Origin of the sequence: Amycolatopsis pretoriensis, from assembly GCF_900107925.1 — a bacterium.
In the GTDB taxonomy this organism is placed as follows: Bacteria; Actinomycetota; Actinomycetes; order Mycobacteriales; family Pseudonocardiaceae; genus Amycolatopsis; species Amycolatopsis pretoriensis.
Window position 1 is genome coordinate 167167 of record NZ_FNUJ01000014.1, and the last position, 15075, is coordinate 182241.

The window sequence follows — 15075 nt, forward strand, 5'->3', positions numbered from 1 at the left end:
CCCGGGAAGCGAACCCGTTTTCGCGGCGGACCTCGCGCGGCCGGCGACCGGTCCGAAACAAGACCGGCGGTCCCGGCGACTATGCCGTCGTGGACATCCGGCGCACGCCGGAACCCCTTCGGACCAGGTCAGGTGAGAAATGACCGGATACCCCGCCGAGCCCCGGCTGGACTGCGACGTCATCATGAAGGGCGGGATCACCAGCGGCGTGATCTACCCGCGTGCCGTCTGCGAGCTCGCCCGCACCTACCGGTTGCGGTCGGTCGGCGGCGCCTCCGCCGGTGCGATCGCCGCCGCGGCGGCGGCCGCGGCCGAGTACGGCCGGACCGCCGATGGGTTCGAGAAGCTCGCGAACCTGCCGGACGAGATCAGCGAGCCGGCCGCGATCGGCGGCTCCGTGCTGTTCCGCCTCTTCCAGCCGGCCGGCCGGACCCGGGGGCTCTTCCGGGTGGCCACCGCCGGATTGGGCAAGCGCAAGGCCATCCAGGTGATCGCCATCGCCCTGGCCGTGGTCCGGTCGTTCCCGATCGCCGTGGCGCTGGGTGCGCTGCCGGGAATCGTGCTGCTGATCCTCGCCCTGTTCGGAACCGGGATCGCGCGAGTTACCGCCATCGTCGCGGCCGTCCTGCTCCTGCTGGTGGGCGCGACACTCGGCGCGGCAGTCGGCATCGCACAGCGTGTGGGCCGCGCCGTGCCCGCGAACAATTTCGGGCTGTGCTCCGGCATGCCCGGCCCGGGATCGAGCGGCCAGGCCGAGGCACTCACCCCCTGGTTGCACAAGACCGTGCAGGACCTCGCGGGCCGGGGAACGGCCGGGACGCCCTTGACGTTCGGCGACCTCGAAACCCACGGCTGCGCACTGCGGGTGATGACCACCAACCTCACCCGGGGACAACCGCTCGCGATGCCCTGGAGCGACCGGCAGTACTTCTTCGACGAGAAGGAGTTCCGCGACCTGTTCCCGGCCGACGTCGTCGAGTGGATGGTCGACCACCCGCCGGCGAACGCGGCCGAAGCGCCTGATTCACTGCGACCCCTGCCCGCGCCCGAGCACCTGCCCGTCCTAGTCGCGACGAGGATGAGTTTGAGCTTCCCGTTCCTGCTCTCGGCGATCCCGCTCCACACGCTCGACGCCGCGGCACCCGGGGGTCACCGGGTGCACTGGTTCTCCGACGGCGGCATCTGCAGCAACCTGCCGGTGCACTTCTTCGACAGTCCCCTGCCGAGCCGGCCGACGTTCGCCATCGACCTCGCGCCGTTCCCGCCCGGCCGGGAAAAGTCCGACGTCGAACGGGAGAACACCTTCCTGCCGGCCCTCGACGATTCCGGGCGGCCGCCGCGGTGGACCACCTGGCCGAGCACCGGCCTGGGCAGTCTCGTGGGGTTCGCCGGCGCGATGCTGAGCACGGCGAGGTCGTGGGTGGACGAGTCCCAAGCCGCCATGCCCGGCTACGACGACCGCATCGTGACCGTGTACGTCGAGGACGACGAAGGCGGTCTCAACCTCGAGATGGACCAGTCGCAGATCACCGGGCTCGCCGAACGCGGGAAAGCCGCGGCGGAGCAGCTCGTCGAGCGCTTCGCCGGCGAACTCCCCGGGACAACCCCGGCGTTGGGCTGGGAAAGGCAACGCTGGCTTCGCTTCCGCACCGCGACGGCCGGGCTTTCCGGGTGGCTGACGGGCTTCCGCACCGGCTACACGGCGACACCGCCCGCCACCACGCCGTACGGGGATCTGGCCGGACCCGGCGCCACGGAAACGCCGCCCTCCCACGATTTCGAGCCCGCTCGACGGATCGCCGTGGACCAGCGGACCGGCGAGTTGCTCACGTTGGCCACCGACTGGGCGGAGCCTCCGGCCGACGCGTTCACCGAGGGCGCGCCGGAACCGGCGCCGGTACTGCAACTGGTACCGAAGGCGTGGATCGAGCGCCCCGGCTCACCAGGCGGCAGCGGAAGTCCGGGTCCGGGACTCGGCGGCTCGGCGTGAGCAGAGCCGGCGACGTCGGCCGGTTCTGCTTCCGTTCAGCGAAGATCCGAGGGTATCGTCGGGGTGGTCGGGAGGACCGGCTCGGTCATCCCGCGCTGTAGCGGTCCGCTCCTCCCGAACGCGGAGAAGCGGACCGTGCGTTCAGCTCACCCAGTGGACCAGCAGGCCGGAAACCTTCTCCACGGCGGTGAGCAACAGCAGGAACAGCTCGATCCGGCAGGCCAGGCCAATCCGGATCGGGCTTTTCCTTTTCCCGGGTCTTCCTTCGTCGTCGTCCGGAGCTTCGGTTCCATCGTCGCCCAAACCCGTTTCCTCCTTCCCAGCGAGCCGGCTCGCACCGGCAGCCCGATCGAGGGGTCGTCGCGCGACAACCCCTTGTCCCCACGCGCTTGTGCCCGCGGGGCGCCTGGTGGACGGCAGTGCGAGACAAGCCCGGTTGAAGGATCCCTGACAAAAAGAACGGATTCCGATGATCGGTGAAGCCGGTCGAGCAGAAGAGATGTCCACCTCGCAGCCGTTATCGGAATGTTATCACCCCGACCGAGGCGTGTCGCTCAATTCCCTCGTTCGGCGGCATCGCCCCAACGAGAGACCTCGGCCGGCACTGTCGCGTCTTTGTCCTGGACCGGTCACCGGCAGCGTCCACGCTCGCGTCGACGAACTCCTGGCCCCCACCGAGAACGCCTGGACGCGATGGGGACGCTGGTCGCCGCCGGAGCCACGACAGCTTTCGAGATCGCGCTGCGCGTGAGGTGGACGTGTTGGAAACGGGAGCCCACTTGGACGCCTGACAAGGCCTTTTCCGGCTACTGCCCGTACGGGCACAGTTCGCCGTGAGCCTTGTCGTCGAGCACCTGGGCACGCACACTCTTGCCATGAGGTCGTCGCTCACGACGCCGCGGGCGGAGCAGGGCAGGCGTCCCGTTCCGCCGGTGCGGCGGGACGGCCTGCCGGGGCTGCTCGCGCTGCAACGCGCGGCGGGCAACCGTGCGGTGGCCGCCCTCCTGGCCCCCGCGGTCGCGGTGCAGCGGTGTGGGTCCGAGCGGCACGAGGGGTGTCCCTGTGCGGAAACGGCCGAGCCGGAGAGCGTCCAGCGGAGCCGGACGGACGCTCCGGTCCAGCGGAAGGTCGACGAGAAGGCGTTCGAGGCGACCGGCGGCCGGATCGAAGAGGTCGGGGACACCACCGGCGGCGGCTTCGGTGAGGGCTCGACCGAGTCGAACGAGTTCCTGCTGTGGAACTACCGGGTCGGCCGGCCGGAACCGCGGGCGCAGCACACGACGTACCTCACGGACAAGGTCCTGGGCCCGGGCCGGTGGCCGGACATGCTGCGGGCCGACAAGGCGCTCCGGGTCGCGGTCGTCGGCGGCGCCAGTTCCACCGGCGGTGCCGCGGTCGCGACACCCCTGTCCGGCGCACGGGCGGACCGGGTCCGGGCGTCGCTGGTGTCGGGTGGCATCGCGGCGGGCCGGGTGGTGACGAGCGGGGTCGGGAGCCGGCACCCGTTCGCCGACGAGACCAGCTCGGAGAACATGGCGCGGAACCGGCGCGTGGAGGTCTTCCTCTTCCGCCCGGCCAAGCGGGTCGCGGCACTGGCGGGGGTGTCGGTGACGGCGTCGAACCTGTCGGCGGCGGTGCCCGTCGGCTTCAGCCGCGACACCTCGAACCCCAACCTGCTCGTGCTCCGCTGGCGCCCGTTCGTCTTCACCGCGGACGTGGTGGCGACCGGCCCGCCGGACCTGGCGGTCGGCATCCTCCAGTTCCTGCGCGCCGACAGCCGGATCGGCGGCTACCGGTCGGGGGCCGGGTCGTTCCTGCTCGACTTCGGCCGCTGCATGCAGCCCGACCTGCCGTGCAAGGACGTCGCCGAGTCGCGGGGACGCTTCAGCGGCCCCGGTCAGGTGAACGGCCCCGGCGCGGGCACGGTGCGCATGGCCGACTCGCCGGGTTTCGTGATGCCGATCAAGGTGGCCGATCCCCGGCGGGGGACGCTGGTCTCGTCGCACTGGGAGATGGAGTTCGTCGCCGTCATCGGGGCGTACTCGGGCGACCGGTTCCTCCCGGTGAAGTCGGTGGTCTGGTCCCTCGCGGACGACCACGCCGTCGACGCGACCGGAGCGCTGAACCCCACGAGCACGGCCGCCTCGGCACAGGCGCCACAGGACGGCGCGCCCGCCGACCTCGACGTCGAGCAGGCGATGTCGGGACGGACCTGCCGCTTCACGGCCCGGCGCATGAACGACTTCTGCCGGCCGGAACTCGCCTAGCCACCAGATCGGCGGAATCAGGTGCTCGACACGTCCGCATCGGGTCCGACCAACGTGAACACCGCGTCGACACCCACGAGCTCCAGCGCCCGGCGGACCTGGTGCGGAGCGCGAAGGCGGAAGTCGATCTCCTGCTCCGCACAGCGTTCCCGCACCGCCAGGAGGTGGGCGATCCCCGCCGAGCTGAAGAACCCCACGTCGTCGAGATCGACCACCAGCGACCGAGGTCCACGCCGCAGCGCCGCGGCCACCGCGTGCTGGAGCAGCTCCACGGTCACGCTGTCGACCTCTCCGTGCACGACGACGTGGAGAACACCTTCGCGTGCACGAGTGCTGATCCGGAGCAATCCACGATCAAGTGAGACCCGCATGTCGCCCTCCTGGGCCGAACGTACCGTCCACAAGGGCCGGACGTCCCCGCTCGGGCCGGTGGAACGCCTGGTCGAGGTAGTTCCCGGCGGGAAAGCTCGACCACCGTAGCGAAGAAGCTGTCGCGCTGCCGGACGATCTCGACGATTCACCCGCTCACGGTGTGCGCGCGTAGCGCGCCGTCGTCCGCGTTCTGATCGAAGAACGCGACCGGGTTCGCGGCGGTGCTGGACTGCTACCCGGATCGTGCCGCCGCGCTGGGCGCGGGCAGCCGGAGGTCCTTCCTCAGCCAGGTGAAGGCCAACTGGACCATCGACCGCTGACCCACGGATCCGGGGGCGCTAGGGGAACACCGGGAGTTGCGCGACGACCTCCGTGGTGGCCCGGGCGAAGTTGAACGTGATGAAGTGCAGGCCCGGCACCCCTTCGGCCAGCAGCCGCCGCGCCAGCAGGGTCGCCTGCTCGATGCCCAGCGCCCGCACGGCCGCCGGGTCGTCGGCGACCGCGGCGAACCGCTCCGCCAGGCGCGGCGGGAACGGTGCCCCGGACAGCTGCTCGGAACGGGCGATGGTCTTCATCGTCGTCACCGGCATCACCGCGGGGATGATCGGCGTCTCGCAGCCCGCCGCCGTGACGCGGTCGCGCAGCCGGAGGTAGTCGTCGGCGTCGAAGACCATCTGCGTGATCGCGTAGTCCGCGCCCGCCCGGCACTTCGCCACGAAGTGCGCGGTGTCCTCCGCCACCGAGCCCGAACGCGGGTGCCCGAACGGAAACGCGGCCACCCCCACGCAGAAGTCGCCGTGCTCGCGCAGCAACGTCACCAGCTCGCTCGCGTATTCGAGACCCTCCGGGTGGCGGACCCACTCCCCCGTGACGTCGCCGGGCGGATCGCCGCGCAGCGCCAGCACGTCGACGACCCCGGCGTCGGCCAGCGCGCCGACGAACGACCGCAGCTCGCGGACCGAGTGGTCGACCGCGGTGAGGTGGACGACCGGCAGCATCGTCGTTTCCCGGGCGATCCGCGCCGCGACCGCGATGGTGTTGTCCCGCGTCGAGCCGCCGGCGCCGTAGGTGACGGACACGAACCCCGGGTGCAGGGACTCCAGCTTGCGGACGTTCTGCCAGATCCGGCCCGCGTCGTCGGCCGGGCGCGGCGGCATGAACTCCAGCGACAGCACCGGTGTGCCGGCGGCCAGGCGATCCCGGACGGTGCGCGGCGCGGGTGCCGCGGCGGGCGAGGTGCCTGCCCGCCGCGGCGAAACGCTCGTCACGCCCGTGCCCTCAGCGTCGCCTCGACCAGGTTGGCCAAGGTCGCCCGGACCTCCGGGTAGCCGCGGGTCTTGAGCCCGCAGTCCGGGTTGACCCACAGCCGCTCCGCCGGGAACGCGGCGGCCGCGGTGCGCAGGTGCCCGGCGATCTCCTCGACCGACGGCACGCGCGGCGAGTGGATGTCCCAGACGCCCGGCCCGGCCTCGTTCGGGTACCCGGCCCGGGCCAGGTCGGCGACGATCGCCATGTTCGACCGGGCCGCCTCCAGGCTGATCACGTCGGCGTCCATGTCGACGATCGCCTGCAGGACGTCCCCGAACTCGGCGTAGCACATGTGCGTGTGGATCTGGGTGTCGTCGCGGACGCCGGCCGTCGACAGCCGGAACGACGCCACGGCCCAGTCCAGGTACGCCGCGCGGTCGGCGGTGCGCAGCGGCAACGTCTCGCGCAGCGCGGGCTCGTCGACCTGGATCACCGGGATGCCCGCGGCTTCGAGGTCGACGACCTCGTCGCGCAGGGCGAGCGCGACCTGGCGGGCGGTGTCGCCCTCGGGCTGGTCGTCGCGGACGAACGACCACGCGAGCATGGTGACCGGCCCGGTCAGCATGCCCTTCACCGGCTTGCCGGTCAGGCTCTGCGCGTAGGTGGCCCACTCGACGGTCATCGGCTCGGGCCGCGCGACGTCGCCGGCAATCAGCGGCGGCCGCACATAACGCGTGCCGTAGGACTGGACCCAGCCGTGCTCGGTGGCCAGGAACCCGGTGAGCCGCTCACCGAAGTACTGGACCATGTCGTTGCGCTCCGGCTCGCCGTGCACCAGCACGTCCAGCCCGATCCGCTCCTGCTCGGCGATGACCGCGCGGACCTCGGCGCGCATCGCCTCGGTGTAGGCGGACTGGTCGAGGTTTCCCGCCCGCAGCGCCGCGCGGGCCTTGCGCAGCTCGGCGGTCTGCGGGAACGACCCGATCGTCGTGGTCGGCAGTTCCGGCAGGTGCAGGCGTGCCTGCTGGGCCTGCCGGCGCTTGCCGTACGGGCTGACGCGCCGCAGGTCGGCGTCGGTGACCGCGGCGACGCGCTCCCGGACAGCGGGCACCTTCACGATCGGCGACGCCGCACGCGACGCCAGGCGCTCGGCGTTGACCCGCAGGGTGTCTTCGATCGCGGAGCGGTCCTCGGTCAGGCCGCGGCGCAGCGTGACGATCTCGGCGAGCTTCTGCCGGGCGAACGACAGCCAGCCGGCGATCTCCGGGTCGAGGCCGGTCTCGAGGGTGACGTCGTACGGCACGTGCAGCAGCGAGCAGGACGCCGCGACGTCCACCGAGTCGGCAAGCCCGAGCAGCGTGCCGAGGGTGCTCAGCGCGGCGGTGAGGTCGGCGGCCCAGATGTTGCGGCCGTTGACGACGCCCGCGACCAGGCGCTTGTCCAGGATCCCGCCGACGCGCGCGAGGTCGCCGAGGTTGGCGGCGGCGTTGTTCGTGAAATCGAGCGCCAGGCCTTCGACCGGGGACTTCGCCAGCACGGGCAGGGCGTCGCCGAGGCGGTCGAAGTAGGACGCGACCAGGATCTTCGGCCGCGCGGTCGCCGCGGCCAGCGTCGCGTAGGTGCCGGCCACCTCGGCCAGGACGTCGGCCGGCTGGTCGGTGACGAGCGCGGGCTCGTCGAGCTGGACCCAGTCGGCGCCGGCTTCGTGCAGCTGCCACAGCAGGTCCACGTACAGCGGGACGATCCGGTCGAGCAGGTCCAGCGGCCGGAACCCGGCGGTCGCGGTCGGGTCCTTGGCCAGCAGCAGGAAGGTCACCGGGCCGACGAGCACCGGCCGGGTGGTCACGCCCTGCTCGCGGGCCTCGGCGAACTCCTCCAGGGGCTTGCTCGCGTCCAGGCTGAAGCGGGTGTCCGGGCCGAGCTCGGGCACGAGGTAGTGGTAGTTGGTGTCGAACCACTTCGTCATCTCCAGCGGCGGCGCGTCCGCGGTGCCGCGGGCCATGGCGAAGTAGCGGTCCAGCTTGGTCGCGGCCCCGCGGTGCCGCTCGGGAACCGCCCCCAGCAGGACGGCGGTGTCCAAAACGTGGTCGTAGAGGGAAAAGTGGTTGCTCGGGATGTCGTCGACGCCGGCGTCGCGCAGCTCCGCCAGGTTCCGCAGCCGCAGCTCACGGGCCGCGGCGAGCAGCGCGTCGGCGTCGATCCGGCCCTTCCAATAGGCCTCGATGGCCTTCTTGAGCTCCCGGTCGGCGCCTTGGCGGGGATAGCCGTACACGGTGGCACGGCTGGTCGGGGTGGTACTGGTCACGGGGGCTCTCCTTCGCGAGTCCGCGTGGACCTGCGGGAGCGCACGGCGAACCGCGACCGCTGACGGTCGTGATCCGGCGTGACCCGCCCGCGAGGTCGCAGCCGGCACCCCACGGTCGTGGGGTGCGCAGCCGGCAGGTCTTCGGACTCGCGGGCGTTCCGGCGCGTGCGCCGGGTTCCTACTGGCCGTCGCTTCCCAAGCCGGGTGGCTCAGTGCTTGTCCCTCGAAGGGACTGACGGCGGTCGTTCCCACTCACCGCTGCGGGGCAGTCCCGGATTTCCACCGGGTTCCCTCTTGCCTCGGTCACCGCCACGTGCGCGCGGAGACCGAACCAGCTGCCCCGCCACCATAGCGACCTCCGCGCGGATTCCCCTAGCGCCGGGTTCCACGCCGTGGACACCGGCGGGCTTGCGTTCGAGCGCGCTCGAAGCCATAGCTTCGCCGGCATGACGACACAGACCTGGATCATCACCGGCGCGTCCCGCGGCTTCGGGCGCGCACTGGCGGAATCGGCACTCGCGGCGGGCGACAACGTCGTCGCCGCGGTGCGCCGTCCCGAAAGCCTGTTCGACCTGGAGGCCGAGTACCCGGACCGCTGCCTGGTCGTGAAGTTCGACGTCCGCGACACCACCGCGGCCGCGGGCCTGGTGAGCGACACCGTCGACCACTTCGGCCGGCTCGACGTCCTGGTCAACAACGCGGGCCGCGCCGTGGTCGGCGCCGTCGAAGAGGTCGGCGACGCGCAGCTGCGCGAGCTGATGGACCTGCACCTGTTCGGCCCGGCCGCCCTCGTCCGCGCGGCGCTGCCCGGGATGCGCGAACGCGGCTCCGGGACGATCGTGCAGATGAGCAGCCAGGGCGGCCGGCAGTCCTTCCCGGGGGTCGCCGCGTATTCGGCGTCGAAGTTCGCTCTCGAAGGCTGGTCCGAGTCCCTCGCCGGCGAGGTCGCGCGGTTCGGGATCCGGGTGATGCTCGTGGAACCGAGCCGGTTCCGCACCGGGTTCAACGGCGCCGACGTGCTGGAGTTCGCGGAGCCGTCCGAGAGCTACCGCGACGTGCTCTCCGCCGTCCGCGCCGACATGGCCGGCGCCGACGGCACCCAGGAAGGCGACCCGGCGCGCGCCGCGGACATCATCGTCTCCCTCGTCCACGGCGACGACGTGCCCCTGCGGCTGCCGCTGGGCAGCGAGGCCGTCGAGCGGCTCACCCGCGCGTACCGGCGCGACCTCGAAGGCGTCGAGCGGTGGGCCGAGACCGCCCGCAGCGCCGACTTCACCGACGCCGCGCCGTCGTCGCGGCCGATCTAGGCTGGACGGTATGGCCACGGACGAACTGATGACCCGGGCGCTGGCGATGCTCGGCGACGACGAGCCGCCGGTCGAGGCCATCCACCGGCTCACCGACGCGACCCCGGCGGACGGGCCGATGACCATCGCCGAGGTCGCCGACGTGCTCGACGTCTCGCCGCACACGCTGCGCTACTACGAACGGGCCGGGCTGGTCGAAGTCGGCCGGGACAGCAGCGGATACCGCGTGTACGACGCCGAAGCGGTCCGCCGCTTGGTCTTCCTGACCCGGATGCGGCTGTCGGGGATGCCGATGCGCGACCTGCAGCACTACATCACGCTCGTCGACGCCGGCGAAGACACGGTGCCCGAGCGGCTCGACCTGCTCGTCGAGCACCGCGACACGATCCGGCGCCGGATCCGCGAGCTGACGCTGTCCCTCGCGGCGACCGAGTACAAGATCGCCACCTACGGAGGCACGACCGGACCCGAGTCATGAGGCGTTGAGGCTTGGCGGTGATCCCGGCGCGCTACCACCGGTTTCATCGGGATTTCATCGCTTCCCCCTAACCTCTCGACGTTCGCGAAAGCCGGACTACAGAGGGGACGGCCCCATGGGGCGCAGGGGGAAACGGCGCGCGACGCTGCCGGTCGTGGTCATCGCCGTGGTGGCGATGACCACGACGATGGCAGCCGCGGCGCCGGTGTCGGCGGACCGGCCGACCATCCGCTACACCGAATACGGCATCCCGCACATCATCGCTTCGGACTGGGAGGGACTGGGCACCGGCTACGGTTACGCCGCGGCGAAGGACAACATCTGCACCCTCGCCGACACGTACCTGATGGTCGACGCCCAGCGGTCCCGGTACCTCGGGCCCGACGGCAAGGCGAGCCCGGGCCAGAACCAGAACACCACCACGAACCTCAACAGCGACCTGTACTTCCAGCGCATCAACGACAACCGCGTCGTGGAACGGCTGCTCGAGCAGCCCGCGCCGAACGGGCCGGAACCGGAAGTCCGGGACGCCATCCGCGGCTACGTCCAGGGGTACAACCGGTACCTCGCCGAGACCGGCACCGGCGGCATCACCGACCCGGCCTGCCGCGGTGCCGCCTGGGTGCGGCCGATCACCGAACTCGACGTCTACCGGCACGCGCACGCCGAAATCATCATGGGGGCGGCCGATCCGCTGCTGGACGGCGAGGTCACCGCCCAGCCGCCGGGAACCGCCGCGGCCCAGGCGCCGCCGGCCGAGGACACCGCGCGGCAGATCGCCGAGCGCGTCGCCGCCGCGCGGCAGCAGAGCATGGGCAGCAACGCCCTCGCCGTCGGCTCGCAAGGCGTCTCCGGGGGCACCGGCATGCTGCTCGCCAACCCGCACTTCCCGTGGCAGGGCAAGAACCGGATGTGGCAGAGCCAGCTGACCATCCCCGGCAAGCTCGACGTCTCCGGGGCGAGCCTGCTCGGCTTCCCGGCGGTGAACATCGGGCACACCGACGACGTCGCCTGGAGCCACACGGTGGCCACGGTGTCGCCGTTCGGGCTCTTCGACGTGCAGGTGGATCCGCTGCACCCGACCAAGTACCTGGTCGACGGCGTGTGGCAGGACATGACCTCGCAGCAGGTCGCCGTCGACGTGCGCAACCCCGACGGCTCGATCGGCAAGGTGACCAGGACGCTGTGGGCCACCCGCTACGGCCCGATCACCACGTCGATGCAGGGCGTCCCGCTGCCGTGGGCGGTCAGCGCGCACGCCGTCCGCGACGCCAACATGGACAACCTGCGGGCGCTGAACACCTGGTTCCACCTCGACCAGGCCAAGGACGTCCACGACGTGGTGCACACCCTGGAAACCACGCAGGGGGTGCCGTTCTTCAACACCGTCGCCGCCGACCGCGCCGGCAACGCCCTCTACGCCGACATCCAGGCCGCGCCGAACATCACCGACGCGCACGCGCAGTCCTGCCTGACCGCCACCGGACAGATCCTGTTCAACCAGGTGAAGCTGGCGAACGTGCCGCCGATCTCCATCTTCGACGGCAAACGCAGCGAATGCGACTGGCCCGACGACCCCGCCGCGGCCGCCTCCGGCCTGCTCGACCCGCACAGCCAGCCCCGCCTGATCCGCTCGGACTTCGCGGGCAACGCCAACGACAGCGCCTGGCTGGCCAACCCCGAGCAGCCGCTGACCTACCCGAGGGTGCTGGGCGACTCGGCCTCGCCGCGGTCGTTGCGGACCCAGCAGCTGATCCTCACCGCACAGAACCGGATCAACGGCACCGACGGCCTGCCCGGCCGGGGGTTCACCCCGGACACCATGCGGCAGCTGCTGTTCGGCGACCGCAGCCGGGCGGCCGACCTCGCCCTCGACACCGTCGTTTCGATGTGCCGGAGCGTCCCTTTCGGACTGATCGTCGTGGACGCCACGGTCGTCGACGTGAGCGAGGCGTGCCCGATCCTGGCCGCCTGGAAGGACCACAGCTACACCCTGGACAGCCGCGGGTCCTGGCTGTTCGCGAACTTCTGGGCGTACCTGACCAGCGCGCCGGTCGACACCGTCCCGTGGCGGATTCCGTTCGACGCCAAGGATCCCGTGCACACGCCCAATTCGCTGGACGGCGGGAGCTCCGCGGTCCGCGACGCGTTCGGCCGCGCGGTGCTCGCCCTGCGGGGCGCGGGCATCCCGCTGAACGCTCCCCTGTCGGACATCCAGAAGATCACCCGCGGCGGCGAGCGGATCCCGATCCACGGCTCCATGTCCAAACTGGGCGTGCTGAACGTGATCGAGCCCGGCCAGAACGCCGAAGGGAAGCTGGATGTCCTGTTCGGATCGAGTTTCATCCAGGAGGTGAAGTTCACCGCCGACGGGCCGCCGCAGACGTCCTCGGTGCTGGCCTACTCCCAGTCGGCCGACCCGACCTCACCGCATTACACGGACCAGACCAAGGTTTTTTCGGCCGGCCAGTGGGTGCCCGAACGCTTCACCGAGGAGCAGATCGCGGCGTCTCCGGTGCTGGAAGTCAAAGTCCTGAACTGAAGGGGGAACCTTGAGGAGAAAGACGAAACGGCTCGCGGTGGTCCTCGCCGCCGTCGTGACGATGGCGGCGACGGCGACCACCGCGCAGGCCACCGAAACCACGCCACCGACGTTGCGGGACGGCTTCGGGCTGACGCAGACCGGCACCGCGACCGGCACGTCCACGAACTTCGTCATCACCGTGACCACACCCGAAGTCACCGGACCGCACCACATCAAGATCATCCTGCCGGGCGGCTACTACGATGAACCGGCGAAGCGCTACCCGGTGCTGTACTTCCTGCACGGTTCGCCGGACGACCCCGTCCAGCAGACGTACCCGGCGCTGACGACGTCCACCTCGATGATCACGGTCATCCCGGACGGCGGCGCGCGCGGCTGGTACGCCAACTGGCTCGACCAGAACACCGTGCTCGGCGCGCAGAACTGGGAGAACTTCCACCTCGGCCAGGTGATCCCGTTCATCGACGCGAACCTGCGGACCGTCGCCACGAAGCAGGGGCGGGCCGTCGCGGGGGTTTCCATGGGCGGGTTCGGGGCGTTGCACTACGCCCAGGACCACCCCGAGCTGTTCGCCCAGACCGCGTCGCTGTCGGGTGACACCGACATGTCGGCGGCGTCGATGGACCTGCGGCTGGCCGTGGTGGCGTCGCTCATCGACGTCCAGGGCGCGCTCTGCGGCTCGGCTTCGGGCGGCTGCGGGGATCCCGCCGTCGACCCGTACCGGCCGGGCGTCAGCAGTGATGCTCTCTTCGGCTCGCCCTATCCGGTGTTCGACGCCGACCGGAAGTGGAACGAGGTCGATCCGACCGCGCACATGGACAAGCTCGCCGGCGTGGGGGTTTCGCTGTACGTCGGCAGCGGCGGCGGTGACCCCGCCGAGCCGGAATTCTGGATCGAAGGCGCGGCCAAGCGCACCAAGGCCGCGATGGACGCGCTGGACATGCCCTACTACTACGTCGACTACGGCGACGGTGCCGCGTGGGGATCGCACTGCGACGGCGGCCACAACGGCGGCTGTTGGGAGCAGGATCTGCGCGACCTGATCCCGCGCCTGGAACGACTGCTGAACGGGAGTTCGTCATGAAGAAGACAGCGGCCGTCCTGGCCGGCCTGACCCTCGCCGCGGGCTTCACCTTCGCGGCTCCGGCATCGGCGTCCGCCGCGTCCTGCGACGGCACCTACACGATCGTGGTCGGCGGGTACACCGACCGCGACTCGATGATCTTCTCCGGCAACATCAGCCAGCGCGTCGGCTACTCCGCCGAGGTCAACAGCCAGAGCGCGCGACAGGGCGTCGACGAGCTGAACCACCTGATCCGCGACCAGCGCGCGGCCTGCCCGGGCCAGCACGCCAAGGCGATCGGCTTCTCCGAAGGCGCGGCGGTGGTGCACATCTGGGTCACCGAGAACTGGCCGAGCTTCGACAACGTCAACGCCGTCCTCATCGCCGACCCCAAGCGCGATCCCCACGGCCTCGGCGGGCCCGGGCTCGCGGGGCAGGCACCGTCGGTCGTCTTCGGCCCGATCGTCGGCTACCCGCTGGTGGGCGTCGACAGCTTCTTCGGCAACGTCCCCACGGTGTCGCTGTGCACGGACGACATCATCTGCGACGAAGGCGCGGCCTCGGGCTGGCTCGGGTACTTCCAGCACAAGCACACCGACAACTACGACTTCAACGTGGACGTCTACTCCGACGACGGTGTCGGGCAGTGGTTCAACGGCCAGTACTTCCCCGACCGGTAAGCGGCCGGACGGCCCACCGCCGGAGTTCCGGCGGTGGGCCGTCGGTGATCACTGCCGCGCGAGCCACTTGTCGAACGTGATCTCCCCGAGCTGGGCGCCCGGCCCGGGCACGAGCGTGCGCTCGTCGATCCGGACCCCGAAGTACGGCGCCTGCTCGTCGGTGACGACCTCGCGCGGGTCGCCCTCGGCTGCCAGTCCCTTGCGGATCAGCGCGTCGAGCCCGAACTGCTCCGGGCCGGCGATCTCCCGGATCCCGCCGACGGGCTGCCCCACGGCCGTGCGGCCCACGCCGGCGGCGACGTCGTCGGCCGCCATCGGCTGGATCAGCGAAGACGGCAGGCGGACCTGCCCGTCGACCGTGCTGAAGTCGGCGATCGACTTGACGAACTCGAAGAACTGCGTGGCGTGCACGATCGAGTACGGCCGGCCGGACTCCCGGATCATCGCCTCCTGAGCGGCCTTCGCCCGGAAGTAGCCCGAGTCCTGCAACCGGTCCGTGCCGACCACCGACAGCGCGACGTGGTGGCCGACGCCCGCCTTCGCCGAGTGTTCCAGCAGGTTAGTGGTGGCGGTCCGGAAGAACTCCATGGCCGCGTCGTCGGCGAACGACGGCGAGTTGGAGACGTCGACCACGACGTCGGCGCCGTCGAGCGCCTCGGCGAGGCCCTCTCCGGTGAGGGTGTTCACGCCCGTGTTCGGCGCGGCGGCGACGGCCTCGTGACCGTGTTCCCCGAGCCGGGCGACGACCTTCGAGCCGATCAGGCCCGTCCCACCGATCACAACGACCTTCACGATGTGTCCCTTCGTCCGAGGTGCCCGG

General features: G+C 71.1%; 12 protein-coding genes and 1 riboswitch. Of the genes, 7 read left to right on the top strand and 5 right to left on the bottom strand.

Going from position 1 to position 15075, the window contains the following annotated elements:
• Window positions 1-139: 139 nt before the first annotated feature.
• Entirely contained in the window at window positions 140-1990 is a 1851-nt protein-coding gene (locus BLV96_RS44350; protein ID WP_086677917.1) for a patatin-like phospholipase family protein, read from the top strand.
• A 141-nt stretch (window positions 1991-2131) separates the two neighbouring features.
• Here BLV96_RS44350 and BLV96_RS50150 read toward each other — a convergent pair whose 3' ends face one another.
• Window positions 2132-2293 carry a hypothetical protein gene (locus BLV96_RS50150; protein ID WP_158104163.1) on the bottom strand — a complete coding sequence of 54 codons (162 nt, stop codon included), beginning with the start codon at window positions 2291-2293 and terminating at the stop codon, window positions 2132-2134.
• Between the two features lie 572 nt (window positions 2294-2865).
• Between BLV96_RS50150 and BLV96_RS44355 the strand changes: the two genes are divergently transcribed.
• Window positions 2866-4257, top strand: a complete 1392-nt coding sequence (locus BLV96_RS44355) for an OmpA family protein (protein ID WP_143051125.1) — start codon at window positions 2866-2868, stop codon at window positions 4255-4257.
• A gap of 17 nt (window positions 4258-4274) precedes the next feature.
• On the opposite strand, the gene BLV96_RS44360 is transcribed toward BLV96_RS44355, so the two are convergent.
• The 3 genes from BLV96_RS44360 to metE all read right to left on the bottom strand — a co-directional run bounded on the left by BLV96_RS44360 (window position 4275) and on the right by metE (window position 8182).
• Window positions 4275-4628 (bottom strand): STAS domain-containing protein, encoded by a 354-nt coding sequence (locus BLV96_RS44360; protein ID WP_086677915.1) that lies wholly within the window; start codon window positions 4626-4628, stop codon window positions 4275-4277.
• A gap of 339 nt (window positions 4629-4967) precedes the next feature.
• Window positions 4968-5897 carry a methylenetetrahydrofolate reductase gene (locus BLV96_RS44365; RefSeq protein WP_086677914.1) on the bottom strand — a complete coding sequence of 310 codons (930 nt, stop codon included), beginning with the start codon at window positions 5895-5897 and terminating at the stop codon, window positions 4968-4970.
• Window positions 5894-8182 (bottom strand): 5-methyltetrahydropteroyltriglutamate--homocysteine S-methyltransferase, encoded by a 2289-nt coding sequence (gene metE / locus BLV96_RS44370; protein WP_086677913.1) that lies wholly within the window; start codon window positions 8180-8182, stop codon window positions 5894-5896. Before metE ends, BLV96_RS44365 begins: the two co-directional genes overlap by 4 nt.
• A gap of 115 nt (window positions 8183-8297) precedes the next feature.
• Window positions 8298-8533: riboswitch (cobalamin riboswitch) on the bottom strand.
• Window positions 8534-8628: 95 nt separating this feature from the next.
• On the opposite strand from metE, the gene BLV96_RS44375 reads away from it, so the two are divergent.
• From BLV96_RS44375 to BLV96_RS44395, 5 genes are all read left to right on the top strand, one after another.
• Window positions 8629-9489, top strand: a complete 861-nt coding sequence (locus BLV96_RS44375; protein ID WP_086677912.1) for an SDR family NAD(P)-dependent oxidoreductase — start codon at window positions 8629-8631, stop codon at window positions 9487-9489.
• A 10-nt stretch (window positions 9490-9499) separates the two neighbouring features.
• Complete coding sequence (locus BLV96_RS44380; RefSeq protein WP_086677911.1) at window positions 9500-9967, top strand: MerR family transcriptional regulator; 468 nt, start codon at window positions 9500-9502, stop codon at window positions 9965-9967.
• Between the two features lie 115 nt (window positions 9968-10082).
• Window positions 10083-12509, top strand: coding sequence for a penicillin acylase family protein (locus BLV96_RS44385; RefSeq protein WP_086677910.1), 2427 nt, complete (start codon window positions 10083-10085; stop codon window positions 12507-12509).
• Between the two features lie 10 nt (window positions 12510-12519).
• Window positions 12520-13596 (top strand): alpha/beta hydrolase, encoded by a 1077-nt coding sequence (locus tag BLV96_RS44390; RefSeq protein WP_208608496.1) that lies wholly within the window; start codon window positions 12520-12522, stop codon window positions 13594-13596.
• A complete protein-coding gene (locus BLV96_RS44395; protein WP_086677908.1) occupies window positions 13593-14255 on the top strand; it encodes a cutinase family protein in 663 nt (220 codons plus the stop codon). The genes BLV96_RS44390 and BLV96_RS44395 overlap by 4 nt, the downstream gene beginning before the upstream one ends.
• 48 nt (window positions 14256-14303) lie before the next feature.
• On the opposite strand, the gene BLV96_RS44400 is transcribed toward BLV96_RS44395, so the two are convergent.
• Window positions 14304-15047, bottom strand: coding sequence for an SDR family oxidoreductase (locus tag BLV96_RS44400; RefSeq protein WP_086677907.1), 744 nt, complete (start codon window positions 15045-15047; stop codon window positions 14304-14306).
• Window positions 15048-15075 lie beyond the last annotated feature (28 nt).

Bases quoted from the DNA above. Each gene is read 5' to 3' on its own strand.
- BLV96_RS44360 (WP_086677915.1), bottom strand. From the start codon at position 4,628: ATGCGGGTCTCACTTGATCGTGGATTGCTCCGGATCAGCACTCGTGCA.
- BLV96_RS44385 (WP_086677910.1), top strand. From the start codon at position 10,083: ATGGGGCGCAGGGGGAAACGGCGCGCGACGCTGCCGGTCGTGGTCATC.
- BLV96_RS44355 (WP_143051125.1), top strand. From the start codon at position 2,866: ATGAGGTCGTCGCTCACGACGCCGCGGGCGGAGCAGGGCAGGCGTCCC.
- BLV96_RS44395 (WP_086677908.1), top strand. From the start codon at position 13,593: ATGAAGAAGACAGCGGCCGTCCTGGCCGGCCTGACCCTCGCCGCGGGC.
- BLV96_RS44375 (WP_086677912.1), top strand. From the start codon at position 8,629: ATGACGACACAGACCTGGATCATCACCGGCGCGTCCCGCGGCTTCGGG.
- BLV96_RS44350 (WP_086677917.1), top strand. From the start codon at position 140: ATGACCGGATACCCCGCCGAGCCCCGGCTGGACTGCGACGTCATCATG.
- BLV96_RS44380 (WP_086677911.1), top strand. From the start codon at position 9,500: ATGGCCACGGACGAACTGATGACCCGGGCGCTGGCGATGCTCGGCGAC.